Here is a 25988-nt window from a genome sequence, read left to right as displayed (position 1 = left end):
GGTTAGTTTAGATGACAAAAAAAATTAAGATTATTACTGAGGCTACAGGAGAAGTAATTGCAGAATTAACTGAGAAAAACCCTAAAACAGCTGAAGCAATTTGGAATGCACTCCCTTTTGAGGCTAGTGCAAATACCTGGGGTGATGAAATCTATTTTAGCATCCCAATAGAAACAGATGAGGAAAATGCTCAGGAAACAGTTAATATGGGTGATCTAGCCTATTGGCCTCCTGGTACTGCGATGTGTATTTTCTTTGGTCCAACTCCTATGAGTCGAGGGAATGAAATAAGACCTGCAAGCGAAGTTAACGTTTTCGGAAAAATACCTGTCGATCCTAAGGTTTTCAAAAAGGTTCGTGCTGGCAGCAAAATCCGAGTAGAAAAAACAGAATGAAATATTCTTCAGAAAATCTCTGATGATACACTCATATCTTTTCAATGAAATCTTTTCTTTTCAAAAATGAATTAACCAGGGTCTTTTTTTACACTTATATTTTTTCAATATCGCGAGGTGCTCGTACTAATTGCTTTCCAGTGGCTACAACGACGCCCCACAGCGCGGCGGCCAATACGAGGTACCAGGTCAAGAGGGGCACCCCTGATATCGCCAGTGGCATGAGGATCAGGGGCACGCTAGCTGAAAGACTCGCGTGCATGAGCATCGCCACGAGCAGGCTTCCAGTACGGTCGTAGACCCACACCATGAGCACCCTGTAGGCCGGCAGTATCACAACAGACCAAAAGAACGCGGGGAAGATAGTCAAATATCCTGGAATAAGGAGGTGCCACGCTCCCCACAAGACGCCCATGATGAGCCCGGTAGCAAGCACACCGTAACGCAGCCTCAGCCTGGGCACAGCGAACCCCGTCCAGCCTAGTTCCTCAAGGAAGCCCACCATAAGCCCACCCACGATACCGAACAGCAGAAGGGACGCCTTGTCGTCCGTAGTGACTATGCCGGGGAGAAATACCGGGGAGGTTAGTGAAAGTGCGAAGAGTGTCGCCGTCGCCAAGATCGGGGAGGTCAGGAGTGCTACTGCATACCAGCGAGCGCCTACCCGCCACCTGATCAACCGGGATAGAAGCTCCCGAAAGCCCGTCATCCCATAGACGAGCCCGGTCAGCAGGATACCTGCTACGCTGGGGCCGACGAGCATAGCCAAGATCATGAACAGGAGCAGTTCCTCTGCTGGCTCCGTGGTGCCCAAGATTACGCTCGGCCCGACTACAAAAAGTAAGCTGATCAATGATAGAGCAAACGCCAGAACAAAGAAGATCAATAACGGATGGCGTTTTACGAAATCTTTTATGTCCATATTATATCATCGACACAGTGTTTGAACATTATTTTTATACTTTTTGCAAAAAGCCAGATATAGTCGCCACAAAACACCGAAAAAAGAATAACGAGGTGAATCAAATTTCACGGTCATTGAAACGATATGTGTGCATCAACACTCAACAACTCAATTCTCTATAGATGTGATTATTCCAATTCCTTTTGTTCTCCCTTCACGAAATAGGATTTTTTGACCTTCCATAATGTATTCTGGCTTATATTTAAAGCGAAATGTGACATTTGCTCTTTGACCAGTCCTTAACGGAGCTTCAGACATTTCAATTATTTTTGCGGTTTGTCGAACAGTATTAACGTGTATTACAGCTTCATAACCCATTCTTATCGTTGTTGGATGATACAGAACGAAAACATTAGCTGAGAATGATCTAACTACTGGGATATCATTTCTCTGCGTCAATATCATACCCTTACGCACATCATTATAATCAATGCCATGTAAAGCATATGTTCCACTTTGTCCAGCGTGTAAATGCTTGACGGGTACTCTTTTGTAATGAATTGAACGGATCCTTGTTTCTTTGAATGGGTTTCCTCCTGAAAAGGGTCCAAGTTTTACAATGTCATTTGCATGAATTGTTCCTCGATTTATAGTACCGCTTACAACAGTTCCAACGCCTGAAACGCTGAATACTTCGTCGATATAAAGTAGGAACTCATCATCTTCGTATTCATCCCATTTCAAACGAGCAGGAACCAAGTTAAGAAAATTACGTAATAAGTCAAATCCTTCTCCAGTTACACAAGAAATCTTGAATATAGGTGCAACACGACCAGATGGAATGTGTTTCGAAGCAACAACCATATCATCATAATTTTTAATAATCATAGGGATTTTATCAACGCCGGGTAATTTTAAAACTGATTTTACTTGATCCTGGGTTCTTTTTGTTATTTCTAGGTTAACTAAGTCGATTTTATTTATTACCACAATCATTGGAATTTTTAGAGCTGCTGAAACCCCAAGATGTTCCTTGGTCATTCGAAGAACGCCTGCATTAGCACCTATTACAAGGAGACTGTAATCTGGTGCATACCCTGCGAGTCCAAAAATCGTAGTTTTAAGATAACGTTCATGCCCAGCTAAATCAACGAATGAAATAATTTTAGAACTATTTTCAACCACTTCGCTCATCGTTAATGGAGAAACTGAAGCAGAAGGTGAAGAATAATTAACAGTTCGCCCCTTCGCGTCAAATCCTAACACTTGATGCGAAACCGAACTTGTTCTACCACTTTCAATTTCATGTAGATGGCGAAGCACCTTTAATCTGGCAGATCCTCGCCCGTCATCTAAATCATTAGAGATCAGACAGCCGATTATTGTACTTTTCCCAGAATCTACATTACCCACAGTATCAATTGTGATGTCAATTGGCAGATCTTCTGCGCCGATGATTCTCCGTATGAGATATTCTCCAACTTTCCCCTCTTCACCATCTCTTATACGTATTCGAGAAACTTGTGCGTTGATTAATGCTGCAATTTCTGTTAGAGTATTTTCTGATTCTTCAAGTTCGGTTTCTGAGATTCCAATAAGCCTACCATCATCTTCTACGCCTATTAAGTAGATTGCCTCGCCGCCACCTTCACCAAGGCGAAAGTGCATTTGTGTAGCTAGACTATCTAATTTCTGCTGATTTGTTAGAAGATTCGTTAGAGTAAGTTTATATTCGACATTGCCTGTGTCAAGTTCTTTAGCTCTTTTCAAAGAGTGATTCCCACCTCTGGACGTTTCTAAATTTCCAAGAGTTTATTTAAGTTCTCATTGCAATTCTCTGGGACTCTTATAGATCTATTTTTTATTCAGTGAATCTCCCATATCTTTTTTAAGATATATTAGATTATTACTTTTGTGAAGCTGTTGAGGTACTTCACATGATCGATAATTTTGTATGAGCTAATTATTCTTAAGTTTACCAACTTAATCAAAATAAAAAGCATAAACATGTATGTCTGTATAATATGAGGTTTGGCGATGATTGATATATTTCATGATATGAGTTCATTAGAATGCTTCTTTGCACCAAAAAGCGTTGCAGTTATTGGTGCATCATCTACAATAGGCAAAATTGGCAATGTAATTTTTCAGAATTTTGCGATGGGGCAGTTTAAAGGAAAAGCATACCCTGTAAACCCTCGTTTAGATGAAATTATCGGTATAAAATGCTATGCGAGTGTCAAAGATATTCCAGAAGAAATAGATTTAGCTGTTATTGCAATTCCTGCTAAATTTGTACCCCAAGTAATGCAAGAATGTGGCGAAAAAGGTGTTAAGTGCGTCATTGTCGTATCCGCAGGATTTGCTGAGATCGGGGGCGAGGGGATAATTCTTGAACAAGAGATAATACACCTCGCCAAAAAGTTTCACATGAGGCTGCTTGGTCCAAATTGCATTGGGGTGTTTGATTCCAATACCCATGTTGACACAATCTTTCTCCCGATCGTAAGGATGTCAAGACCAAATTCAGGTCCGATAGCAATTGTGAGTCAGAGCGGAGCGTTTATGAGTTCATTACTTGACTGGACTGCTGCAGAAGGATTAGGGCTGTCAAAAGCAATCAGTATAGGTAATAAAGCTGATGTTGACGAAAGTGATCTTGTAGAATATCTTGCAAACGATCCTTTGACTAAGGTTATAACTGCTTATTTAGAGAGCATTGAGAATGGTAATACATTTATTCGCGTTGCAAAGAAGGTGACGAAACAGAAACCTATAGTTCTTATGAAAGCCGGTAGGACAAAAGGAGGTGCTTCTGCCGCTGCCTCGCATACTGGTGCGTTAGCGGGTACCGATGAAGTAATTGATGCGGTGATCAGGCAATTAGGAATTCTCCGTGTCGAAAATTCTGAACAGATGCTCGATTTAGCAAATGCATTAGCCTTTCAACCATATGCAAAGGGTGATAGAATCCTGATTGTCACAAACGGAGGAGGAGCTGGTGTTATGTCTGTAGATAAACTAGAACAACTTGGTTTGAAGGTTCCGCTACTTTCTGAAGATGTACAACATCAGATGATGCAACATTATCCTCCTTATTGTGTTGCTCGTAATCCTGTTGATCTAACAGGGGATACTGACGCAGAGAGATATCGTATTGCCTTGGAACTGGGTCTTAAGTCTGACGAGATTGATGCAGCTTTAGTAATTCTCCTGTTTCAAACCCCTTCTCTAGAAATTGAAGCAGTGGAAGTTGTACAGAACGCACAAAGATTCAAAAAACCTATTGTTGTTGCTTGCGTTGGGGGAGAACTGGCAGCTGTTTTCTCACGTAAATTGGAAAAATTCGACATACCTGTATACCCAATCCCTGAACGTGCAGCTTTTGCAATGTGGGGACTCGTACAATATGGAAAATGGTTAAACCATGTTGACTGATTTTTTCAAAATTCTCATTTTCCATAAAAGTTTTTAATTGAAACTTTTAAGATGTACCCGAATGGTTATTTGAGGAAATACATGTGCATTAACTGCCGAACACAACAATTAACAGAGGAAAACATACGTTGATTCGTCATAAGGAAGAAACCTTACCAAAACGAGAACTAAAAAAACTACAATTTAAAAGGCTAAAAGAAACTGTTTCAAGAGGCTATGAAGTGCCTTATTATCGCACGAAAATGAAGGAACACGGAATTACTCCTGATGAAATTCGTACGCTGGATGACATTCGCACCCTTCCATTTATGACAAAAGAAGACTTTCGAAAAGCATTTCCGTTTGGGCTATTAGGGGTTCCGATAGAAAGGGTTGTTCGTATTCATGCGACGTCTGGTACCACAGGGACACCTTCCACAGCGTTTTATACCGCGCAAGATATCGATACATGGACTGAACTCATTGCAAGAAACCTTACATCCATCGGAGTAACTGCTGCGGATAGATTTCAGAATACCGTTTCACATGGGTTATTTACTGGCGGGATGGGGTATTTACAAGGAGCTCAACGAGTTGGTGCCATGGTGATTCCTTTCGGTGGTGGAATGACGCTTAAACAACTTGAGTTTATGAGAGATTTCAAAGTGACATCTTTTCATGCGATCCCAAGCTTTGGCTTGAAAATGGCGGAAACGGCAAAGAAGGAAGGCATTAGCGGTGAACTATCCCTTAGAATAGGAATGTTAGGAGCAGAGAATTGGTCTGAAGGCACTCGAAAGAAAATTGAGGAAGGTCTTCAGATTGATGTATATGATAACTATGGTCTAACAGAACTTGTTGGTCCTGGCGTATCTTGCGAATGTCCAGAAAAGAATGGAATGCATGTCTGGGAAGATCATTTTCTATTTGAAGTTCTTGATCCAGAAACAGATGAGTTATTAGGTCCTAATGAAGACGGAGAGATGGTCCTTACTGCGCTTACAAAAGAAGCGTTTCCCTGTATTCGCTTCAGAACGGGTGATCTTTGCTCAGTATTAGAAGGAGATATTTGCGGATGTGGTAGAACTCATCAGAGGATTTCACGAATTAAAGGTAGAATTGATGATGGATTCATTATTAGAGGTGTGAATATCTTTCCAAAACAAATTGAAGAGGTCATTATGCAGTTTCCAGAGATTGGTTACAACTATTATATCAAATTATGGACAAAAGGGGTTATGGATGAAATTACTGTATACGCTGAAACAAATAACTTTAATGATACACACGCTAGAATTGCTCTTCAGCGAGATATAACAAGAGCATTGTATGAAACTGTCAGAATTCGAGTTAATGTTGAACTTGTTGAAGAGGATGGGATACCTAGGCAAGAAGGTAAAGCAAAACGTCTTCTTGATGAAAGAGAAGAAAAATAATTAATAGATCTGTTTTCTAAAGCACTTTTTTACTTTTCTATTTTCTTGAATGTTTTTTGAGTGCTTTTGCTAGATTATTTTTAGCATTACTGTGATTTGGATCAATCTTCAGGGCAGTTTCATAACAATCAATCTCTTTAGAATATTCTCCTAATTCTCCATAGGTAACACCCATACTGAACCACGCATCTAGAAACTCAGGGTTGAGTTCCACGGCTTTGTTGAAGAAATCAATCGCTCTATTATGAGCTCCCAACTTTCTGACTGTATTTCCCATATTATTCCATGCTTTTGCGTATTCTGGATTTAGTTCCACAGCTTTTCGGTAGCATTTTATTGCATTATTGTAGTCATTTAAAATTCCGCAAATTATGCCCATGTTAAAATACGTTTTTTCATGCGGATTGATGTCTGCAGCTTTCTGATATGTTTCAATAGCGTTATTATACTCTCCTAAAATCCCATAAACCAATCCCATGTTAAGATATGCATTTTCATCATGAAGTTTTATGTTTAAAACTCTTTGATAGCAATCGATAGCCTTATCGAATTCGCCTAACTCTCTATAAATTCCACCCATATTGAACCATACATCTGCATCCGCAGGGTTAACGTTCACTACTTTTCGATAGGCGTGAATTGCGTTGCTGTATTCATGTAACTCTCCATAAGTCAATCCCAAGTGGTACCATGTGTCCTTATCATCTTCATTGATGGCTACTACTTTCTGAAAAGCAGTTATCGCGTCTCTATACTCTCCTATCATTTCATAATGAACACCTAAATTGTACCATGCTTCTATATCTCCAGGATTTGATTCTACTACCTTTTTTGTGCATTCAATGACTTTTTCATGCTTTCCTAGCCTCTGATAACATTCTATAGCCTTTCTATACTTTTTTAATTTCTCATAAGCTATTCCCATATATTCTAAAGCCTCTGTGTTGCCAGGGTTGATATTCAATGCATTCTGGTAGCATACAATAGCCTTAAAAATATTATTTAAATTTTCATACACTACGCCCGTTTGAATCCATGCATCGTCATATGCAGGTTTTATTTCCACGGCTTTTTGATAGACTTCAATTGCTTTATTGTACTCTCCCATATCATTGTAAATCCATCCCAAGCTAAACCATATTTTTGTATCATTCGGGTTGATGTTCAACGCTTTTTGATAGCACTCAATAGCTTTTTTTAAGTGCTGACTTTCTTGTGCTAACCCCACTTTGTACTTGTCTAACTTTTCGTATGCTAATCCCATGTTGTATAATGCACCCGTATGCATAGAGTTGATTTTCAATGCTTTCTGATAGCAGTCGATTGCCTTCTTATACTCACCTAACTTGAAGTATGCTACCCCCATGTTGATCCATGCCGCAATATGTTTGAACTTGATTCTTACAACTTCTTGATAAGATTCGATCGCCTTCTCATATTCTTCCAATGCAAGGTATGCTTTTCCCATACCGACCCATGCTTGAAAGCTTATATTTCTTGGATCGGCTTTCACAGCCCTTTCATAGTCTTCAATGGCTTTTCTGTATTGTCCTCTGCTATGATAAACTTTGCCTCTTCTTATGTAGTTTTCTGCTTCCATCTCTGTGACTACTCCCTTGACTTTTGCACGTATTTGTTATAATTAAGTATTTTGGTTAACATTGTCAGAAAATTTCCCAAAGTAAAACTACGGGCACACAACACAATAAGGTAAATAATCTTTAAAGGATTGACAAATTGGAAGAATTGAAAGTTAAATTGAACCGTTTAAACGCTTTAAAAGACTGAGTACGAAAAGTCTTTATAGGTTTAATAAGTGTAATGACCATACAAAAAATCAGTTAGGTTTTGGTTTGAAGTCTGATGATACATAATATACTTTTGGTTAAAAATGAACGTTGTATATTCAACTACAAAACGGGAACGAAGAAGAGTTTAGATGAAGTTATGTTTTCGGGTTTACTTGACACTATGTTTCAATTGGGACGTGTAGTATTAGAAAAAAGAAAAATCAATAAGATATCATTTCACGATGTTCGAGCAGCTTTTCAACCACTCAGTAGTGAAATCGTCATTGGTATTGTTGAAGATGCTGAAAATGATTTAAACACAAGCGACGGTACAGATTTACTTTTGAAAGAAATCTCAACAGCTCTCTATCCAATTATCTCGATTCTTGAGCAAAAAAGGATCAATCCAGAAGCAATTGAAAAAATTCCTTGGATAGAGCAAGAGATTACAGCAGCTCTTGAGAAAGCAATTTATAAGATTCCTTGCCCGTATTTGAAAAAGAAAAGAATTGGAAACTACTGCAATTTCATCAAGGGATCGATTGGGGGAAAATTTGTAAATGATATTTGCAACTTACGTGATGTAAAAAACTGTAAGTATCTTAAAGATGAGTCATACTACAACAATGCGAACTGAACTTTTTGTAAAAGACTTTTTCGCTATAACAAAACAAAGTTATTTGTTTTATCATATTTTTAGATGGAGTTGACTATGAAAATAACTGGTGAATTGCTCAAAGGTGTTTTTTTAAAGCGCTTAAATCGTTTTGTAGCAGAGGTCGAAGTTAATAACGAAAAGCACCTTGCACATGTTGCTGACCCTGGGCGCATGACAGAGTTATTAGTACCTAAAACTGAAATTCTCTTACGAAAAATTACCTTGAATGAAAAAAGAAAGACTAACTGGGATATGTTAGGAGTTTATACTCCGACAGGCTTAGTTTCTGTCGACTCCAGACTCCCAAATGATTTGATAACTGAAGCACTAAAAGATTCCCGGTTAAAAGAATTCTCTGAATATGAACTCGTTCGAAGAGAATACACATACGGCTCTAGTCGGTTTGATTTTTTTCTAAAATCGAATGAAAAACAATGCTTGTTAGAGGTTAAATCTTGCACCCTAGTTAAAAATGGGCATGCCTTTTTTCCTGATGCCCCAACAATAAGGGGCAGAAGACATATACTAGAATTGATAAAAGCTAAGAAAGAAGGATATCGTGCTTGTGTCATTTTTGTTATTCAAAGAGGGGACGCATCTGCTTTTTCTCCAAATGATGAGATTGATCCCGATTTTGCAGATACATTACGACTGGCTGTTTCAGAGGGTGTAGAAATTTTTGCTTATCGATGTGAAGTTACTGAAACCTCAGTGAAATTAAAGGAACAAATTAATATCATTCTTTAGACAATATCCTGTATCGGTTGGATGATTATGAATTCAAGAGAACGAGTTTTGACAACATTTCAGTTTAAAGAACCCGACCGAGTTCCCCTCTTTGAAGCTTGGATTGAAGGGGTAATAATGGATGCAATTTGTAATGGTGATGGAGATCCATATGAAACTCGCGAAAGACTTGGTATTGATTGTATGCCAATAGCAGTTGGACACCCTAAAAGCACTAACGCTTGGAGAACTGGAACTGATGAATGGGGACGGATTTTCAAAAATCATTGGTATTTGGGAGGCGTTGTAAAGGCTTTAGATGATGTAGAAAAATACTCACCACCGCTAGAGTTCGCAGAAGAATGGTTTCCTACAGAAATGATGAAAGAATCTAGAAAGAACTACGGAGATCATGCATTGTACTACGCCTTTCACGATGTTTGTTTTGTATTAAGCTACATGAGCATGGGCATACAGAATTTCTTTGTTGCAATACACAGAAATCGGGAGTTGGTTGAAGCTTTAATAAGACGGAGTACTGAATGGACAATTGCAATGATTGAACAAGCTAACGCTGCTGAAGTGGATTTTATTATGATCGGTGATGATGTAGCTGATAGTAAAGGTCCCATGATCTCCCTCGAAACGTTTCGCGATATGATTCTCCCAAGATATAAGGAAATTGTTGCAGCTTCCGAAGTCCCAGTGATATGGCACTCTGATGGACAGATTGAGCAATTACTTCCTTTAATTATCGAAGCAGGATTCGCAGGAGTTCATGCACTTGAACCTGATGTCGGTGTGGATATGGGTAAGATTAAGGAACAATATGGTGAAAAACTTGTTTTAGCAGGAAACCTAGATGTAACAAATGTGCTTACTCAATCTAATCTCCACTTGGTACAAAAAGACGTGGAGCGATGTATTGAACAAGGGGCACCAGGAGGAGGTTATTTGTTTTCTTCAGCAAATAGTTTGTTTAAGGGGATGCATGTCGAATCAATTCTTGAGGCTTATCGTTATGCTAAAGAAATTGGCTACTATTCTGGATGAATAGAATATAACTCATGATATTCACCCATATATAATACAAAGAGAAAATAGGCACGTGACATCCTCCTTCCCAACTTGTTAGACGAGGCTTCCTGCCGTTTAAGTTAAAGTATTTGTGTTTAAAGAAGAGACGCGTACATTTTTTCTTAAAAAAGATATTATAGAATTAAAAAAAAAAGAAAAAGGAGGATATGACCTCTACCGGATAAAAAATGGTGGAATTCTCACCAGAAGGGACCTGGATCGAATATTCCACTCCACCAGAACTGTAGATGTATTGTCGCAATCCAGGAGAGGAAACAGAACAACCCGCAGTAATACGCACCGCCTTTTCCGCCATATCCATGTGTAAAGAGGAAGAATCCAAATAGCACAAGGATATAGAACCACAAGTCAATTTGCAACATTGGTTGAGTTCCACCAGCCATCCAACATGCTACCGAGGCTATGATTTGCGGTACCATTTCTTGTAGACATACTTGCCCTAATACTTTGCCATCAAATCCAAAAGTATTAACCATGAATCCGACGAGCCAGGTAACGGCATACATGAATGGGATTGTGGCAAAGATGATGCTGAAGACACCACCTAGTGGGTTAGCAATAATATGCCAAAACCCCTGGAAACTCAACGAGTAGCAACCAACTAGACAGGTGGCACCGAGAGCTTTACCCTCTGCTGGGGTAAATTCATAGCCTAAAAAGATAGCAGCACCGATTGCCCATAATGGAAAAATTAAACCGCTCATACCAATGGTTACAGCGGGTGCGGGTACTCCAACAGCACCTGCAAATGGCATTTTTCTAGTTCTCCCATATTCTTTTTTTGGTATAATGTTCGTTTTGTATAAATTTACTAATATATAAGCCTTTTCTAATAATTATACAAAGAAATATTTATATACAAGATCAACCAACCCTCAAGCAAATATTTGTCCAAGGATTCTCAAGATGGACACATTAAAATATCATAAGATTCGTGATGTGAACTAAATCGCCATCATAAGATACCATTACATTTTGTCAGGCTCAATTACCAAAGATAACAATCAGAATGAAATTGAAAAGATCTTTATGGACATTGGCGAAATGGCATATGTATAGGTTTGTAATGTCCATTTATTAAATGGAGCACGAATCTTTTGATTACACTCCATAAACAGCTCTTCGTAAACAATGTCTATAAAGCTCTCAAAAAAATCTGTAATCCAAGACTAATGAATACACGTTCTGCAATATTATTTTAAATTTGTATTGCGCGCCTACATTTTTCACACGCTTTTGTAGTTAGTGTCCTCAGAATCTCTTTAATTTTCTTTCAAAGAATATTTTATTCAAGAGTGGTGTCTCTCCTGAGCGTTTAAGGTAGACTCGTTAAATTCCAAGAATAAGAATTATTGCGAATGTTATAAGACCTGCGACCACCATCTTCAATCCTGAGATAATTAAATTATCCTTTGAGATGCGACCGAGAAAAACACCTAACATAAAAAGTATGGCGATTATTAGAACCATTGATATTTCCATAGCTAGTCTAACAGCACATATATCAAAAAGTGAGAGATATATGGGTATTAATGAGACCTGGGCTGCAACAAAGGGTGCTAAAGCATCAATAATTGCAACGTAAATTGACGAAAAACGAGATGCTTTTACTATAATGGAATCTTCCAAATTCGTTAGAAGTGATTGCTCTAGTTCTTGAACTTTCTTTTTTCTCTCTGCTGCTTCAGCCATATACGCACCAAATAGTCCCGACATGCCCATGGCTATGCTTGAACCGAAACCAACGCCGATAATAATACGTGCCTCAAAGACTCCCGCAACGTATGCTCCAACAAGAATTCCTAAGATTGTCAAGCATCCGTCGAACGCATTCATAACAAAAAGTCTTCGTGCGATTTCATCAACCTGGGTTATTTCGCTGTAGCGCTTGAATTTTCTACGTAAGTTGTCTATTTTTCCCATCGAGAACACAGCTTTAATTCTTCGGCGGTGCTTAGAAAACAAAATTGATAGTAATTAATCTTGTAAACTATTTGAGTTTTTGAAATTAAAAAGATTTTCATTACCTCTCTTGAAAAATAGGATAATCCTAGCCCGTTGTTCTCCCAACGGACTTTTAAAAACGTATTCAAAAACTATTTAAGATTCATCAAATGATAGGTATGCGGAGATTAAATTGATAAGTATCCTTGTAAGCGGAAAGGAAAGTTTAAAGTTTCTTAACGGATTCTTACAAATTATCTCTCCAAAAGACGTAGATGTTAATGTAATTGTGGATACCTTTGATTTTTTCAATTTTTATGATATTCGCGTCTACCCACAATTAACAAATGTATTGCTGCTTCTTATGAATCAATTAAATGAAACTAAGTGGACTGGAAAACATAATGATTCACTGGAAATTAGTACTTTTCTTCAGAAAATTGACGAGAATTTTCCTGCAGTGAAAGAACTTGATGAGATGGGTGATCTTTTTCTTGCACCAAATATTCTTATTACTCATGGCCTTAAAAAAAATCGTCAATTAAGCACTTGCATAAACGAAATTTCAAAAAACATTACAGAAGCATCAGTTATGCCTCTTTCAAATGATGAACTTGAATTAGAATTAAACTCTAAAGAATTAAGTGAAGGTGAAGAGCCTAGTAAACAAAAAATTTCCATAGCTTCGATGTATGATGCATTTGAATCCGTTACACTTTCACAGGAGGCGCAAACTGCGATCTTAAATTCAGAAGTTATTCTTATTCCAAAGCCTCCAGCCAGGTCCATATTAGCGATCTTAAGGATCCAACATTTACAAGAAGCCCTAAAAAATGCTGTAGGGCAGATTATTTTTGTTAGTCCAATTACAGAAACAAAACTTGATTCAGATAGCCTTCTAGCATTTCAAGGGACGGGATTGGCAGCTTCCGCCATTGGACTTTCAAAAGTCCTACGTGGCTTGGTCGATGTCCATGTGATTGACAAAATAGAGGAACCTCTCAAGAATCGGATTACGCGCTATGGCATGAAAGTCGTTTCTTATCCCCTTAACCTTGATACACCTAAGAATCAACTGGAAATTGTCGAAATGGTCTTAAAGTTGACTTCATTTAGAGATATCGTCGAATCATTAGAATATAAAGCCAAAAAAGAGGTTGACTCACTGAAACAGGGCTTAAAAAAACTTGTTGGTGGACTTAAACGAAAACGATAAGATATCGAAAAGTTAGGTCGTGGATAAATGCGCGCGAAATGAAAAAAGAAAAAATAACGAAAAATGCAGCGCAAACGAACAAAGAAAAGGAAATAGTATTGCACATCAACTCTTTCAGTTTATCCTAATTTTTCAGACATTTAGATCAAATTTCATGAATAGAATAATTCTCTTGTAAAATGAAGAAAATATGTAGATATTAAATTGTGTTGTGAATCTATGCGAGTTGCCATTTTCCGTTCAACGCTTCATAAAGGTTCTGGCCAGGTAGTTCACATTCTTGAATTGGCTAAGCGCTTAGTAAAACTAGGACTAGAAATTGATGTTTTTACAAGAGGATGTGAAATTGAAGCGGATAGAGAAAAAATAAAATTAAACGAGATAAAATTCCGAGGATCGACGATTAAGTTTCTTCGAAATATATTAACACCGTTTTACACTAAAGGGTTATTAAGAGACTATTCCCTCGTCCACACTATGTACCATCCTGGGATTTATGTTGGCAATTATCTGAATCTCACAGAGACTATGCCCCACGTTTTTACCTATCATGGATTTGCACCCACGTGGATATGGCGCGATATTGGTCAAAAGTTAAAAATGATTGACCATAAGATCGAGACATTCTTTGCATTGAGAAAAGGAAATGACCATATTATTACTGTCTCTAACTATTTGAAAAAAGAACTCTGTTCTGTATACAAAGTGTCCCCAAAAAAGATTACCGTCATTTACAATGGTATTGATCTCACCCGGTTCACACCGGAAAATGTAAAGTATGCACATCAAATTTTAGAGAGATATAAGGTAGAACTACCTGTTATACTATTTTTAGGACGCTTAGCTCCCTACAAAGGCGTGCAATTTCTACTTAAGGCCGTTCCCCTGATCCTAAAAGAGCTCCCTAATGCAAAGTTCCTTATTGCAGGAGGCGCACGTTTTGACATTCTTAATCTAAAGCAGCTTGTTAAGAAAGAGCATAGATCTTCTGTAATTTTCACAGGTTTTGTTCCAGATGAAGATGTTCCACTGATGTACGCGGCATGTGATGTGTTTTGCTTCCCAAGTTTATGGGAGGGGTTCGGCATACCTCCAGCGGAAGCAATGGCAACAGAAAGACCTGTTGTTGCTTTTAACAACTGTGCAGTTCCAGAAGTAGTAAAACAAAATAAATGTGGATTCGTAGTTCCACCTAAAAATCATAATGAGTTAGCTAAGGCCGTCATCACTCTTTTACAAGATGAAAAGTTAAGAAAAAAATTTGGCCATGCTGGAAGAAAACGAGTTGAACGCCTATTCACATGGGAATTAGCTGCAAAAAGAACATTAAATGTCTATAAAAAAGTCTTAAACGAAAGGTGACCTCCTAATGAGAGGACTGGCTGCATTTGATATGGATGGAACCCTTTTAGCAAAGCGTACAATTGATGTACTGGCCAATGAATTGGATTTTAAGCAAAAGCTTGTGCAAATTGATCAAGCGTCAAAAGGCAAATATGCCTATCAAATCAGTATAGAAGTCGCTCGTTTGCTTGAAAATGTTTCCGCTTCTAGAGTTATTGATATTTTTGATCAAATAGAAATTCGCCGAGGAGCCCAGCGTCTAATTAATTTTCTAAAAAAAGAAAAGTTTTTAACAGCAATAATTAGCGATTCTTATACCTTTCTTATTCAACGTCTAGCTAAAAAACTACAGATCGATGAGATCTGGGGAAACATAGTCGAAATAAATGAAGGTCGTCTGACTGGCAAATTAATTACGCAACCCTGCTGGAGAAATAATGATCCTAGATGCAAAAGACATTCAGTTTGTAAATTACATGCCTTAGAATCAATAATCAACAAATATAATGTGCCTATGGATAAAATAATTGCCTTTGGTGATAGTAGTGGCGATATTTGTATGTTGAAACATGCGAAAGTAGCGATAGGTGTCACTCCAAGAAACTTTACTCTTACAGAATATGTGGATCTAATAGTCGAAAAAGATTTTGTGGAAAGTTGGAACAGCATAATCAGACTAATTTCAAAAATTTAAAAGGAACACTACGATCTTACGTTTGAGTATTATCCGATTCTACGTCAGAATAAAGAAGCAGAATCAACTATATTTTCATAAAAAGTCAAAAAGACTATATATATAGAGTTAAAGTATCTCTTTTGAGGGACTGATGATGACCCCATCAGAAAAGAAAAAGTTAGCAATTATACACTATACGGCGCCACATTTGGAACACGGAGGTGTTGAAAGCGTAATTTCTGAGCATACTGAACACCTTTGTGAATATTTGGATGAAATTCATCTAATTTTTGGACGTGGTGGAGGCGGATGGGAGGGTAAAAACGTCATTGAACATCAGATCCCAGAATTACATGGATTCCATCCAGATATTGTGCTAATACAGGATATTATCTTTCAAAAAGGCTTGTCAGATGAGAATCTAGTAGGCTTTAACAGAATAAAAGAAAGAATTAAAACCCGACTGTGTCAAATTCTTGAGGAAAATGAAATAGACAAGATTATAGTCCACAATATCCCTTCAATGCCCTTCAATTTTCCAGCGCTTGTAGCTATCAACGAAGTCGCTGAAAAATGTAGCGGCAAAATGATATATTGGATTCACGATTCCATAGTATTTCGGGATATGTATCAGGATCGACTCAACCAATATCCATTCACAGAAGTACACCATGCACACAAAAATATTGAATACGTCACAATTACTCACTTTAGAGCCATGCAGTTTGCAGAAACAGAACATGAACAATTTAGGATAGAAGATATCACAGTAATTCCAAATGGAATCGATCTCGATGATTTTTTAAAGTTAGACAAACACACGTTGGAACTTAAAGAACATCTGGAGATTAATCACAATGATTATATTATTTTAGTCCCCGTAAGGGTGACTCCTCGGAAAAATATTGAACTTGCGCTCTATGTTGTTAATGAGTTGCGCAATCTGATACGCACTGGTAATATTAAATTATTGATATCTGGACCGCCTGATAACCAGGCATACATAGCTGGTAAAAAATATATGCGCTACTTGAAAGACACTTCAACAAAATTAGGCGTATCTAAAGATGTCATTTTTTGTCATAACCTCATAAGTAAAGAGAGGGTCAGGAAGGAAGGTCGGATTATCAAATGGGGTATCTCTGACATTTATAATCTTGCAGATATAGTCTTTGTTCCCAGCAAAGAGGAAGGCTTTGGTTTGCCAATCATTGAGGCTGGTGCAAGTCGAAAACCATTATTTTGTAGTCGAATAGACCCTTTCGAAGAATTAGTAAGGGACAACATTGAAGCATATATGTTTGGTTTAGATGAGCCCCCTAAAACAATTGCCTTTCGAATTCATAGATTTCTTATCTCTAGTGCTGTGGATCTGAATTTCAGAAACGTCTTGCAAAACTTCATGTGGTCAAAAATCGTCAAAAATAAGGTTTTACCTCTGTTATTCAGTTAATTTAGTATCTAACTCTCTGTTATCTTTGAGTTCTTAGTGAACTGATGGAAAAATTAACTAACAAGTGTTTCAGTCACTTTCAATTGAATTTCATCTGCAAATGCTTCGAGTTCTTTTCCTTCAGCATATGCCTTTTTTAAAAGTTCGACTCGTAATATCATAAACTGCATACAGACTGTAACGAGACAACGACCGATAAATCCGTAATTTGTCTTATCTATCTCTGATATGAGTTTTCTAAGCAACGTTCCATGGTTCTGACAAACAATGTCTAAATTCGTCACATTAAGCGCTGTTTCAAAATAGCCAGGACGTATTGAGACAAGTTTTTCATATTCGTCCTTTCTTTCCTTATTATATTGTACAACTATTTTTTTATAGGGATCAGTATCAATTGGCTTATGTTCAATCTCTTCTTCTAGGTCACCATAAGTTGGTGGGTTTTTTGGAATCGTTGGTGTTCGTTTATTGATATCTAAAAGTGCAATCATCCGTGTAATTCCACCGATCAGTTCGTTGAACATTTTTTCAATTGTACCAACACCCGCATCATCATATCTTAGAGCACTTCGATCTACCTTTGGTGTTACTTTCGCAGCACAGCATTTGGCGTTGTGTTCCAAAAGACTTAATACAACAATTGACGTATCAATGGCCCATGTTCTGTAATTGTCGATGGAACTCTCAAGAGAATTGGATAATTTGATAAACATATTTGGAGAGATATCGATAGTGTTATCCAATTCTTCTTTTATTTGCTCTTCGTTTTGAATATTAAATAGTTTTTTCGCTAAGTTTTTTGTAAGTAAATAGTAACCTGAAATAAACCCAGGCACGTTGTAATCGAGATAACATGTAAAATAGACTAGCAAGGAGTTTGTTATTAATCCTGAAAATGCCGAACGCGGCATATCAACAAAACAAATATCTGCATCGTATTTTTTTATTGATTCAAGCATATGAGGAAACTTACCTTCAGGGATGGTTTCATCGCCATCCATGAAACCAACGAAATCACAACCATTTAAATACGCTATAATGGCACCGTTTGACATCGAATGGCCTTTTGTGCAATAACCTGAATATTTGGAATCTAGAGGTTCTTCTAGTATGCGGAGCGGTAACCGATGTTTTTTTCTCAATTCTTTTATAACTGAAACGGCATTCTGTTTATTTGGATCAAAAATAGTTACATAAAATTTTACATCATAACTTGATTCTTTAAATTCTTCGTGAATCTTCAGAATACTTTCTGCCAAATCATTAGGGGTACAATCTTCGTTAATATATGCGGAATAACAGACTCCAATCGTTCTACGTTCCACCGTTTCAACTCCAAAACGTTTTCAAAACTGTACACATTCATCCATTTATTTGCTGTGACAAAATTAAAGTGGATTTTCTTTGTCCTAAATCAAGCCTACTGCATGTATACGTGACCAGGTACTTTGAATGCTCCTTCTTCTTAACATTTCACGAATTTGAAAGTACGCATCTGTTTCTTTTTCAATCATTCGCCAAGGTGGTAGGTAAAGCGTTTTTCCTTCGCTTTCAAGCCACTTTTTTATTAACAGTGCTCGAATAATTTCAGTATATTTGTTGATCCTTTCTGTTTCCTCCTCTAATGAGAATACAAACTTTTTTTTAATGAATTCTTCGAATTTATTTTGAAGTGTTTCAACTGTATTCGCATCGGCTTCTAACATTTCTTTTGCTGTAATTTCATATTCTGAAAGTATTGTTTTGAGTAAATCTTCATGGGAGAAATCTATACCATGCGAATGAAGATGATCTTTCAATGTCATGATAATCTGTTCGGACATTTTCCACAAACCAGTTAAGGACTGTCCTATGTGCTGGAAAAGTCCAAGATCGACTTGCGCTAGAGGAATTATACCTATCGTTTCACATAATTGTAGCAGAGTTGAGATTTCAATTCCATAATGATATGGAATCCGTAACATTTCAAGAACGTCTCGTGATAGGGCCGCTTCACCAGAAAGTGGATATCTAAAAGTTTCGATTCCTTCAAATACATTGAAATGATTTGCAATCACTTTCATTAGTGGCTTTGCGAGAAGACGAGTGACACGTCCTCCGAGTTTTGTTACATCACTTTTATCGCTTAATCGTGTTGTCAATCTATGATAATAGGCTTTTACATATTTAATCGCGGAATCTTCTACGGTTTTTGTATAAATGATCGGGTGGCATAAGCCGACAACAAACTCCTTTTTAAAACCCTTTATGTCTGAATCTACGAAGCATACGACGTCACCGATAGTAATCGGGGTTGATAGCCATATCCCTGCGCCTTTACCTGGAGGGACGCCAAATCTCCCAGCAACGTTAAATGCCCCATATTTTGCTAATACTTTACCCATATTCTCATCAAACTGATTTACAACCTTTAAAACAAAATCAAAAAAGCCTTTCTTCGCTTTAATGCGTTCACTCATGTAGGCATTTAACAATTTAATCTGTTCTTTGAATAACCCTAATTCCTCAGATGCCGTTTCAACAACTTTTTCTAGAACCGTATATGAAGGCTTCCCTTGGCTATCTGTTGAGCCATCAATTACAATTATTTCGTCAAGATATCCAAGATCTACAAGTTTGCTACATTCTGACAAAACTTCACCAAGAACCTTTAATTCTAACTTTCGAGTCTCTCCATTCTCAATGTCTATTTTAGTAGGAATAATTAAACTAATGCTAAGAGGCCGATTAAGGTTGGCCTCATCTAAAACAAGCGTATTTAACTTTAGAGAGATCGCTTCATCAAGGGATATCTTTTCATAATGGCCCAAATCTAAAACTCGTTTTTTCCATTCAAATCTAGTGTCCAACAATTTATTCTCTCCCAAGAATCTACACAGTTCTTAATCTGTTGTATAGAAGCCAATTTATAGGAGATCGGAAAGAATGGGTATTTGAATTCATCCGATGTTCTGCGCCTTTACCTTGAATTGGATGAGTATCCAACAAAAAGTACTGTATGAATTGTTATAGCTAAATACACATGATTGTCGCAGATTCCATCCGTTAATGCAATAACGCTTTATCTTAGGACGTGTTCTTTTTTAAATATTATCAAAGTTTTTCCCTAGAAAGTAGTCAGCGTAACCAAGTGCGACGAAACATAACACGCATTTTAAAAAAATTGTTGATAGCAGGCAGCCTATGCGACTGTCTGCATTTGTTGGAGATATGCCTTGAATTTTAAATTATTCTTGCGATTTCATCGAATTATGTTAGAGACCTTATACAAGAATGACCTTGTGAGAATGCACAAGCGTGTGGCAAATAATAAAAAAATTATTGAAGCGGGCATCAAAAACCCATTTATTTAAAATTCGTCTTCTTGCGGTGGGCGTCTCAAATTGTAAAGTGCTCCATTATATCGCTTCGTTAATTGGTAGCTATCGTAGATTGCATATAAATACCACACAAGCGCAGGCAGAATGAATAGACCTGCACCAAAGATCCATGATAGACCTGCACCAAAGATCCATGATAGACCTGCACCAAAGATCCATAATCCAATAGTAATAACAAGGAAGACAAGACCACGCCTAATTTTACCTACAAACAAATGTCCAAGACCTGCAAGGACGATAGTTAAAAGAACAGAGATGCCTTCGTCTTTCCTTGCGAGAGTAAGTTGTGCATCTGTCATCTGAGTCGGATAAGGCTTCGGAACAGGCGAGTATTTTGGGGACATTGATGTTGTACCAGGGGATGGAGGTACAAAATCTTTTTCGGGAGTAAGAGAAGCACCACATTGCGTGCAGAAAAGACTCTCAGGAATATTAGTTTCACCACAATAAGGACATACTTTAATTCTACTCTGCAACATCCCTTTATACTTTGTTTTGGTTTTATCCTTTACAAGTTCTGAAAGTCGACTTTTAATTTCGCCTAGTTGACCTTCTAACAATGTCAAGTTTTGCTCAAGCATTTCTCTTTCTTGTGGTGGCGGCATAGCTTCTGGCTGAACTATTGGACTAGATTTGTAGGGAGCACCAGATCCGTAAAGATAGGGCATTGCCCACCACCTTCTAGGCAGCCATGGAAACCATCTGCAGGACCAAGAGGTATTTGGACCGAATCCGACACCTCTACCGCGTCCACCTCGTCCCAGCTTTATCCCTCCTTTTCAAGTTCTTCTAATCGTTTTCGAACGGTTTCTATTTGATCTTCAAGGAACTGTAGTTGTTGTGTGAGCATTTGTTTTTCTTGCTCAGCTGGTAATGTCCCTGGTTGGAAAGGCGTTGTCGCCATCATGCCTAAAGTTGGTACTCCTGATGTAGGTTGTGCTGATTGGAGGTAGGACAAAAACTGCGGCATTAGTCCGCTCTGCATGATCCATTGTGCGGTTGGAGGCAATCCAGTCGGAGATCTACCCAACCACCCTGGAGAGAAACCAAATCGCATCCATCCAGGAAGCCCAGTCATCTGATACATCCAACGATATCGATAACCCATTTTCATCACCTCACTAATCTGTTAGAGATAGGAAGGCTACAAAGATAGGGCATTGCCCACCACCTTCTAGGCAGCCATGGAAACCATCTGCAGGACCAAGAGGTAGTAGAACCTAATCTGACACCTCTACCCCGTCTCATCTTTACCCCTCCCTCTCAATTTCTTCTAGTCTCTTGCGAATGCCTTCTATTTGATTTCTAAGGAAATCTAATTGTTGTGTAAGCACTTGTTTTTCTTGTACTACTGGAACTGTCCCTGGTTGGAAAGGTACTTGTGGCATCATACCAGGAGTTGGTACAGTTGTTGGTTGCCCTGATTGAAGATATGATGTAAATTGGGGTAATAATCCGCTTTGCGTAATCCACTGTGCTGCAGGCGGCAATCCAGTCGGAGATCTACCCAACCACCCTGGAGAGAAACCAAATCGCATCCATCCAGGAAGCCCAGTCATCTGATACATCCAACGATAGCGTCCTCTACCACCTCTACCACCTTGACCATATGACATTTTTTATTCACCTCATTAGTTTGTTGATTATCATCAATAATGGGATTATGCACAAAAATATATAAATTTTTCTGTGATGAACTTACTTACTTTTCTGTCAATGTCTTATTAAATTTCTGTATTTCAATAGAATTTAACTATTTAAAATGTTTGTTGCATTATGAATTATTAAATTCGACTTTTTAGTTAATTACTCAACAAAAAGATATTTAATTCTACAAGAATTTTGTGCATAATAAACTTTATAAAAATTGGCCTCACAAAACATCATACTATTGTTATAATTAAAAAGAGATCACCTTTTAATAATATAAATTTAAGACCTGCACAGTGAAATGAGGGTAAAAAATGAGAATAAGTGTTCCAAGTATGGGAAATAAAGGCTTAGAAGATATGGTAGGACAGCACTTCGGAAGAGTGCCGACGTACACAATTTGGGATTCAGAAACCGAGAAAGTCGAAATTGTGTCAAACACAAGTGAGCATATGGGTGGAACAGGCCTCCCGCCTGAACTTATGCACGCACATAAAGTGGACATTATGTTATGCTCTGGATTGGGTCAACGGGCAGTCCAAATGTTCGAGCAAATGGGTATAATGGTTTACGTTGGTGCAATGGGGACCGTAAAGGACACCATTGAGGCATGGAAACGAGGGGAATTGCAAGAAGTAACTGATGAGACAGCATGTCAGGCACATCGGCATTGAATGATTTATCATGGCATAATTACCTGTCCATCCATTTTTGCAGAGAGCGTGTTTAGGTGGACTAATTGACAAAAGAATCAGATATTGCCAAAATTCGAAACGCAGCGATAATAGGCACGGGCATAAACGTTTTTCTTTCAATTATAAAATTCTTAGCGGGCTCTATTACGGCAAGTATCTCTCTCATCGCTGATGGAATTAACTCTTTGTCAGATGTCTTCCCATCTCTTGCAGTGGCCGTCGGGATTAAAATTTCAGAACGCCCACCTACTGAGGACTTCCCGTATGGATTCCATAAAATCGAAAATTTCGTCAGTTTATTTATCTCCCTCGCTATTTTTTATGGCGCTTATGAAATGATAACAGCAGCTATTGATCGTTTTGTGGCTATTCAAGTAATAGAAAATCCAATAGTTGGAATTATTACTGCAATTGTTTCTATCATCACACTGTTCGTAATTTCCACATATAAAATCAAAATCGGTAAACAAACTAACTCTCCAAGTTTGCTTGCTGATGGCGAACACAGCCGTGTAGATGTTTTTGCCTCGTTGGCTGTGCTAATTGGAGTTTCGGGGGCATTTTTCGGCATATATATTATGGATGCCATCGCTGCAATTATCGCAGCAATTTTTGTAATTAGGGCTGGCTATGAAACTTTCAAAGCTTCTACAAAAGTGTTACTTGATGCTTCTATTCCTTATGACGCCCGAGAGCAGATAAAAGAAATAGCCCTAGAAACTTCTGGTGTCAAAAAAGTACAGTGGATACGTGCACGAGGTTCTGGCAAGTATTTTTTCGCTGAATTGAAGATTGAGGTAGATGCACACATTGATGTGGAGAAGGCTCAACTACTAGTTGAGAAACTTAAAGCGAACATAAAAAACCAAGTGGAGAATATCGATAACGTCCTCATCTTACTAGAACCTAAGAAAAAGGAACTGATACGCATCGCTGTACCAATAGAAGAGGATCAAGGTTTAAAATCTCCAGTTTTTCCTCGTTTCGGGGAGACCGCGTATTTTGCCATTATTGATATAAGAGATGATGCGTTATCCGATATGACAATTTTAGAAAACCCGTTTAGGAATGAACCAAAACGGAAAGGAATATTGATAGCTGAATGGTTAGGCGATCAACAAAAAGTCGATAAGGTATTCATTAAAGAGCCCCTAAAGAAGGGACCAACGTATGCGTTCGATAGCTATTATGTTCAAGTTACCGAAACTAAACTTGATTCACTGAAGGACATAATAGCGGAGATCAGCAAAAAAAAGGTGCCATAAAAATTCTTTTTTAACTTTGCTCTTGACAGAATTTAACAAACTTCTGCCCATGAAACCACGTTCTGCTCAGTAAATGCTGGTGTTCCTGTTTTATCGGGTTGACTCTAAGACTTATTCGTTCGAGATTGGCGAGTTTTTCTAATCCCTTAATCTCAGTTATTTGATTGATGGTGAGATCCAACTCTTTAAGGTTGATCAGCGTCTCCAATTCCTTAAGCTCAGAAATTTGGTTGCGTGAGAGATTCAGATATTCGAGATTTGTAAGCGTTTCCAGACCCTTGATCTCACTAATCTTGTTCCGATATAGACCTAATCTTCTAAGCTTCGTCAAGTTATCCAGACCTTTAATCTCTTCGATCTGGTTTTTATTGAGGTACAGCTCTTGGAGGCTGGTGAGCGTTTCCAGACCCGAAATTTCTTTTATCGTATTCTCACAGAGAATAAGACTTTGGAGAGAAGTAAGATCTGCCAAATCTTCGATCTCTTCAATGTCGCTAATTCCCTCGTGATAACGAAAGAGCCGGGATCTACCTGTTTCAGCTTCTCTTTCAACAAAATATTGCTTTCCTTTAAAAGTAACTGAGTCGGTCATGGATACTCACTTAATACATACTTAACGATCTATATAAATGCTAATTGAAGGAAGAGAATTAATAATAGTTCCTGAACAAAGTGAAACTTAAAATAAGATTGATTTCTTCTTAGATTAATGCAGTTCATTATTTTAGTTGACATTTATGATCATATTTCGTTATCAGAGTAAGACTTATAAATTGTGCATAAGCACATAAATACAGGTTTAGGTTTACCTAAATCACCCATAAATTAATCTTGTTATCACATTCGATAGTTTTTACATTCAAGTTATTGAAACCAAGCATGAGTTACTTAAGGATATAATTACCGAGATAGGCGAAAGAAAAGCACCCTGAAAAATCCTAGTATTTAAAATCAGATTTAGGTGTTTGAACAAAAAATGGAGAAAAATAAGATAAACAAAATCGAAGAAGAATACCTAAAAACCATTTACCAACTTATACAAAGTAAAGGTCAAGCTAGAGTTTCTGATATTGCTAAGAAACTATCTATTCGACCAGCTAGTGTGACAGAAATGATTCAAAAGTTATACAAAAAGGGCTTCGTCTCCTATGAACGTTACAATCCCATAACTTTAACGCAAGATGGTGAGGTTTTAGCAAAAACCGTAGTCAAAAGGCATGAAGTATTGAAAGAATTCCTACAAAGATTTCTTGGGATCGATAAAAAAATTGCGTCAGAAGATGCGTGCAAAATGGAACATGTGGTTCATGCTGAAACTATGACTCAGCTAATAAATTTCATGAACTTCATTCGTAAAACCCCAAATTTCATGAAATGGCAGAATTTGGACTAAAAGACTTTAAGAATTTGCTATATAGACATTTCAAAGCAAATCTTGTTTAAGGATTGACCTATTATGATCACCTTAGATTTTAAATCTGTATATTTTTTGGAGGTGAAAATATGATCGAACGAATTGTTGTGAGTTCACAAAGTCAAGGGGGATTGGACGACATGGTGTCACCCGTGTTTGGACGATGTCCTATCTATACGATCGTAGATATTGATTTGGATAAAAAGGAAATCAAAGAAGTTACCACGGAAAATAATCCCGCTATGGGCGCTATGGGAGGCGCAGGCATTCAAGCCGCACAATTAATCGGTAATCTGGGTGCTAAAGCCGTCATCTCAGGAAATTTTGGCCCTAACGCCTTCATAGCCCTCCAGCAACTGGGAATAAAAATTCATGCTGGTGTTTTCGGCATTTCTGTAAAAGAAGCTGTAGATCAGTATCTTGCAGGAAGTTTAACACCCGTTACAGGTCCTACCGCTCCAATGCATGCGGGCATGGGCATGGGCATGGGTCGTGGTATGGGTATGGGACGCGGCATGGGCATGGGT

25 protein-coding genes are annotated in these 25988 nt (G+C 37.9%); 14 read left to right on the top strand and 11 right to left on the bottom strand.

Annotated features, from left to right (window positions below):
• Window positions 1-11: 11 nt before the first annotated feature.
• Window positions 12-395: a cyclophilin-like fold protein gene (locus tag QVB70_RS10160; protein WP_287585664.1), complete on the top strand. Its 384-nt coding sequence runs from the start codon at window positions 12-14 to the stop codon at window positions 393-395.
• Window positions 396-489: 94 nt separating this feature from the next.
• Here QVB70_RS10160 and QVB70_RS10155 read toward each other — a convergent pair whose 3' ends face one another.
• Both QVB70_RS10155 and QVB70_RS10150 read right to left on the bottom strand, forming a co-directional pair.
• Window positions 490-1317, bottom strand: a complete 828-nt coding sequence (locus QVB70_RS10155) for a type II CAAX endopeptidase family protein (protein WP_287585662.1) — start codon at window positions 1315-1317, stop codon at window positions 490-492.
• Between the two features lie 150 nt (window positions 1318-1467).
• The gene (locus QVB70_RS10150; protein WP_287585660.1) at window positions 1468-3069 is read right to left on the bottom strand and encodes a GTP-binding protein; all 1602 of its coding nucleotides are present in this window, start codon (window positions 3067-3069) and stop codon (window positions 1468-1470) included.
• A 267-nt stretch (window positions 3070-3336) separates the two neighbouring features.
• Between QVB70_RS10150 and QVB70_RS10145 the strand changes: the two genes are divergently transcribed.
• Together QVB70_RS10145 and QVB70_RS10140 are read left to right on the top strand one after the other, a co-directional pair.
• Entirely contained in the window at window positions 3337-4737 is a 1401-nt protein-coding gene (locus QVB70_RS10145; protein WP_287585658.1) for an acetate--CoA ligase family protein, read from the top strand.
• 128 nt (window positions 4738-4865) lie between these two features.
• On the top strand, window positions 4866-6152 hold the full coding sequence (locus QVB70_RS10140; protein WP_287585656.1) for a phenylacetate--CoA ligase: 1287 nt from the start codon (window positions 4866-4868) through the stop codon (window positions 6150-6152).
• A 37-nt stretch (window positions 6153-6189) separates the two neighbouring features.
• Here QVB70_RS10140 and QVB70_RS10135 read toward each other — a convergent pair whose 3' ends face one another.
• Window positions 6190-7752: a tetratricopeptide repeat protein gene (locus QVB70_RS10135; protein ID WP_287585654.1), complete on the bottom strand. Its 1563-nt coding sequence runs from the start codon at window positions 7750-7752 to the stop codon at window positions 6190-6192.
• Between the two features lie 263 nt (window positions 7753-8015).
• Here QVB70_RS10135 and QVB70_RS10130 point away from each other — a divergent pair, with 263 nt between their 5' ends.
• The 3 genes from QVB70_RS10130 to QVB70_RS10120 all read left to right on the top strand — a co-directional run bounded on the left by QVB70_RS10130 (window position 8016) and on the right by QVB70_RS10120 (window position 10379).
• Window positions 8016-8579: a hypothetical protein gene (locus QVB70_RS10130; RefSeq protein ID WP_287585652.1), complete on the top strand. Its 564-nt coding sequence runs from the start codon at window positions 8016-8018 to the stop codon at window positions 8577-8579.
• Window positions 8580-8654: 75 nt separating this feature from the next.
• The gene (gene sfsA, locus QVB70_RS10125) at window positions 8655-9347 is read left to right on the top strand and encodes a DNA/RNA nuclease SfsA (RefSeq protein ID WP_287585651.1); all 693 of its coding nucleotides are present in this window, start codon (window positions 8655-8657) and stop codon (window positions 9345-9347) included.
• Between the two features lie 27 nt (window positions 9348-9374).
• Complete coding sequence (locus QVB70_RS10120; protein ID WP_287585649.1) at window positions 9375-10379, top strand: uroporphyrinogen decarboxylase family protein; 1005 nt, start codon at window positions 9375-9377, stop codon at window positions 10377-10379.
• A gap of 224 nt (window positions 10380-10603) precedes the next feature.
• Here the strand turns inward: QVB70_RS10120 and QVB70_RS10115 are convergent, their stop codons facing one another.
• The gene (locus QVB70_RS10115) at window positions 10604-11179 is read right to left on the bottom strand and encodes a hypothetical protein (protein ID WP_287585647.1); all 576 of its coding nucleotides are present in this window, start codon (window positions 11177-11179) and stop codon (window positions 10604-10606) included.
• A 574-nt stretch (window positions 11180-11753) separates the two neighbouring features.
• The gene (locus QVB70_RS10110; RefSeq protein ID WP_287585645.1) at window positions 11754-12347 is read right to left on the bottom strand and encodes a hypothetical protein; all 594 of its coding nucleotides are present in this window, start codon (window positions 12345-12347) and stop codon (window positions 11754-11756) included.
• Between the two features lie 214 nt (window positions 12348-12561).
• On the opposite strand from QVB70_RS10110, the gene QVB70_RS10105 reads away from it, so the two are divergent.
• The 4 genes from QVB70_RS10105 to QVB70_RS10090 all read left to right on the top strand — a co-directional run bounded on the left by QVB70_RS10105 (window position 12562) and on the right by QVB70_RS10090 (window position 17057).
• On the top strand, window positions 12562-13584 hold the full coding sequence (locus QVB70_RS10105; protein ID WP_287585643.1) for a 2-phospho-L-lactate transferase CofD family protein: 1023 nt from the start codon (window positions 12562-12564) through the stop codon (window positions 13582-13584).
• Between the two features lie 219 nt (window positions 13585-13803).
• A complete protein-coding gene (locus QVB70_RS10100; RefSeq protein WP_287585641.1) occupies window positions 13804-14946 on the top strand; it encodes a glycosyltransferase family 4 protein in 1143 nt (380 codons plus the stop codon).
• A 7-nt stretch (window positions 14947-14953) separates the two neighbouring features.
• Window positions 14954-15622, top strand: coding sequence for an HAD family phosphatase (locus QVB70_RS10095; protein ID WP_287585639.1), 669 nt, complete (start codon window positions 14954-14956; stop codon window positions 15620-15622).
• Between the two features lie 133 nt (window positions 15623-15755).
• The gene (locus tag QVB70_RS10090; RefSeq protein WP_287585637.1) at window positions 15756-17057 is read left to right on the top strand and encodes a glycosyltransferase family 4 protein; all 1302 of its coding nucleotides are present in this window, start codon (window positions 15756-15758) and stop codon (window positions 17055-17057) included.
• A 53-nt stretch (window positions 17058-17110) separates the two neighbouring features.
• Here QVB70_RS10090 and QVB70_RS10085 read toward each other — a convergent pair whose 3' ends face one another.
• From QVB70_RS10085 to QVB70_RS10065, 5 genes are all read right to left on the bottom strand, one after another.
• Complete coding sequence (locus tag QVB70_RS10085; RefSeq protein WP_287585635.1) at window positions 17111-18382, bottom strand: hypothetical protein; 1272 nt, start codon at window positions 18380-18382, stop codon at window positions 17111-17113.
• Window positions 18383-18466: 84 nt separating this feature from the next.
• Entirely contained in the window at window positions 18467-19909 is a 1443-nt protein-coding gene (locus tag QVB70_RS10080; protein ID WP_287585634.1) for a hypothetical protein, read from the bottom strand.
• Between the two features lie 497 nt (window positions 19910-20406).
• Window positions 20407-21105 carry a zinc-ribbon domain-containing protein gene (locus tag QVB70_RS10075; RefSeq protein WP_342766558.1) on the bottom strand — a complete coding sequence of 233 codons (699 nt, stop codon included), beginning with the start codon at window positions 21103-21105 and terminating at the stop codon, window positions 20407-20409.
• Between the two features lie 98 nt (window positions 21106-21203).
• A complete protein-coding gene (locus tag QVB70_RS10070) occupies window positions 21204-21545 on the bottom strand; it encodes a DUF5320 domain-containing protein (protein WP_287585632.1) in 342 nt (113 codons plus the stop codon).
• A 142-nt stretch (window positions 21546-21687) separates the two neighbouring features.
• A complete protein-coding gene (locus tag QVB70_RS10065) occupies window positions 21688-22053 on the bottom strand; it encodes a DUF5320 domain-containing protein (RefSeq protein ID WP_287585631.1) in 366 nt (121 codons plus the stop codon).
• 348 nt (window positions 22054-22401) lie between these two features.
• On the opposite strand from QVB70_RS10065, the gene QVB70_RS10060 reads away from it, so the two are divergent.
• On the top strand, window positions 22402-22761 hold the full coding sequence (locus QVB70_RS10060; RefSeq protein ID WP_287585629.1) for a NifB/NifX family molybdenum-iron cluster-binding protein: 360 nt from the start codon (window positions 22402-22404) through the stop codon (window positions 22759-22761).
• Window positions 22762-22826: 65 nt separating this feature from the next.
• Window positions 22827-24047, top strand: a complete 1221-nt coding sequence (locus tag QVB70_RS10055; RefSeq protein ID WP_287585627.1) for a cation diffusion facilitator family transporter — start codon at window positions 22827-22829, stop codon at window positions 24045-24047.
• A 10-nt stretch (window positions 24048-24057) separates the two neighbouring features.
• Here QVB70_RS10055 and QVB70_RS10050 read toward each other — a convergent pair whose 3' ends face one another.
• On the bottom strand, window positions 24058-24639 hold the full coding sequence (locus QVB70_RS10050) for a leucine-rich repeat domain-containing protein (protein ID WP_287585625.1): 582 nt from the start codon (window positions 24637-24639) through the stop codon (window positions 24058-24060).
• A 384-nt stretch (window positions 24640-25023) separates the two neighbouring features.
• On the opposite strand from QVB70_RS10050, the gene QVB70_RS10045 reads away from it, so the two are divergent.
• Together QVB70_RS10045 and QVB70_RS10040 are read left to right on the top strand one after the other, a co-directional pair.
• Window positions 25024-25440 (top strand): metal-dependent transcriptional regulator, encoded by a 417-nt coding sequence (locus QVB70_RS10045; RefSeq protein ID WP_287585623.1) that lies wholly within the window; start codon window positions 25024-25026, stop codon window positions 25438-25440.
• A 110-nt stretch (window positions 25441-25550) separates the two neighbouring features.
• A partial coding sequence (locus QVB70_RS10040) for a NifB/NifX family molybdenum-iron cluster-binding protein (RefSeq protein WP_287585621.1) occupies window positions 25551-25988 on the top strand: 438 nt, incomplete at its 3' end.

It is taken from the genome of Candidatus Borrarchaeum sp., assembly GCF_019058535.1.
In the GTDB taxonomy this organism is placed as follows: domain Archaea; phylum Asgardarchaeota; class Sifarchaeia; order Borrarchaeales; family Borrarchaeaceae; genus Borrarchaeum; species Borrarchaeum weybense.
The sequence above is the reverse complement of the archived record's forward strand: the minus strand, read 5'-3'. Positions and strand labels throughout refer to the sequence as shown.

Bases quoted from the DNA above. Each gene is read 5' to 3' on its own strand.
- QVB70_RS10075 (WP_342766558.1), bottom strand. From the start codon at position 21,105: ATGCCCTATCTTTACGGATCTGGTGCTCCCTACAAATCTAGTCCAATA.
- QVB70_RS10060 (WP_287585629.1), top strand. From the start codon at position 22,402: ATGAGAATAAGTGTTCCAAGTATGGGAAATAAAGGCTTAGAAGATATG.
- QVB70_RS10090 (WP_287585637.1), top strand. From the start codon at position 15,756: ATGATGACCCCATCAGAAAAGAAAAAGTTAGCAATTATACACTATACG.
- QVB70_RS10065 (WP_287585631.1), bottom strand. From the start codon at position 22,053: ATGTCATATGGTCAAGGTGGTAGAGGTGGTAGAGGACGCTATCGTTGG.
- QVB70_RS10070 (WP_287585632.1), bottom strand. From the start codon at position 21,545: ATGGGTTATCGATATCGTTGGATGTATCAGATGACTGGGCTTCCTGGA.
- QVB70_RS10130 (WP_287585652.1), top strand. From the start codon at position 8,016: ATGATACATAATATACTTTTGGTTAAAAATGAACGTTGTATATTCAAC.
- QVB70_RS10155 (WP_287585662.1), bottom strand. From the start codon at position 1,317: ATGGACATAAAAGATTTCGTAAAACGCCATCCGTTATTGATCTTCTTT.
- QVB70_RS10145 (WP_287585658.1), top strand. From the start codon at position 3,337: ATGATTGATATATTTCATGATATGAGTTCATTAGAATGCTTCTTTGCA.
- QVB70_RS10095 (WP_287585639.1), top strand. From the start codon at position 14,954: ATGAGAGGACTGGCTGCATTTGATATGGATGGAACCCTTTTAGCAAAG.
- QVB70_RS10115 (WP_287585647.1), bottom strand. From the start codon at position 11,179: ATGCCATTTGCAGGTGCTGTTGGAGTACCCGCACCCGCTGTAACCATT.
- QVB70_RS10120 (WP_287585649.1), top strand. From the start codon at position 9,375: ATGAATTCAAGAGAACGAGTTTTGACAACATTTCAGTTTAAAGAACCC.
- sfsA (WP_287585651.1), top strand. From the start codon at position 8,655: ATGAAAATAACTGGTGAATTGCTCAAAGGTGTTTTTTTAAAGCGCTTA.
- QVB70_RS10160 (WP_287585664.1), top strand. From the start codon at position 12: ATGACAAAAAAAATTAAGATTATTACTGAGGCTACAGGAGAAGTAATT.
- QVB70_RS10045 (WP_287585623.1), top strand. From the start codon at position 25,024: ATGGAGAAAAATAAGATAAACAAAATCGAAGAAGAATACCTAAAAACC.
- QVB70_RS10050 (WP_287585625.1), bottom strand. From the start codon at position 24,639: ATGACCGACTCAGTTACTTTTAAAGGAAAGCAATATTTTGTTGAAAGA.
- QVB70_RS10135 (WP_287585654.1), bottom strand. From the start codon at position 7,752: ATGGAAGCAGAAAACTACATAAGAAGAGGCAAAGTTTATCATAGCAGA.
- QVB70_RS10110 (WP_287585645.1), bottom strand. From the start codon at position 12,347: ATGGGAAAAATAGACAACTTACGTAGAAAATTCAAGCGCTACAGCGAA.
- QVB70_RS10100 (WP_287585641.1), top strand. From the start codon at position 13,804: ATGCGAGTTGCCATTTTCCGTTCAACGCTTCATAAAGGTTCTGGCCAG.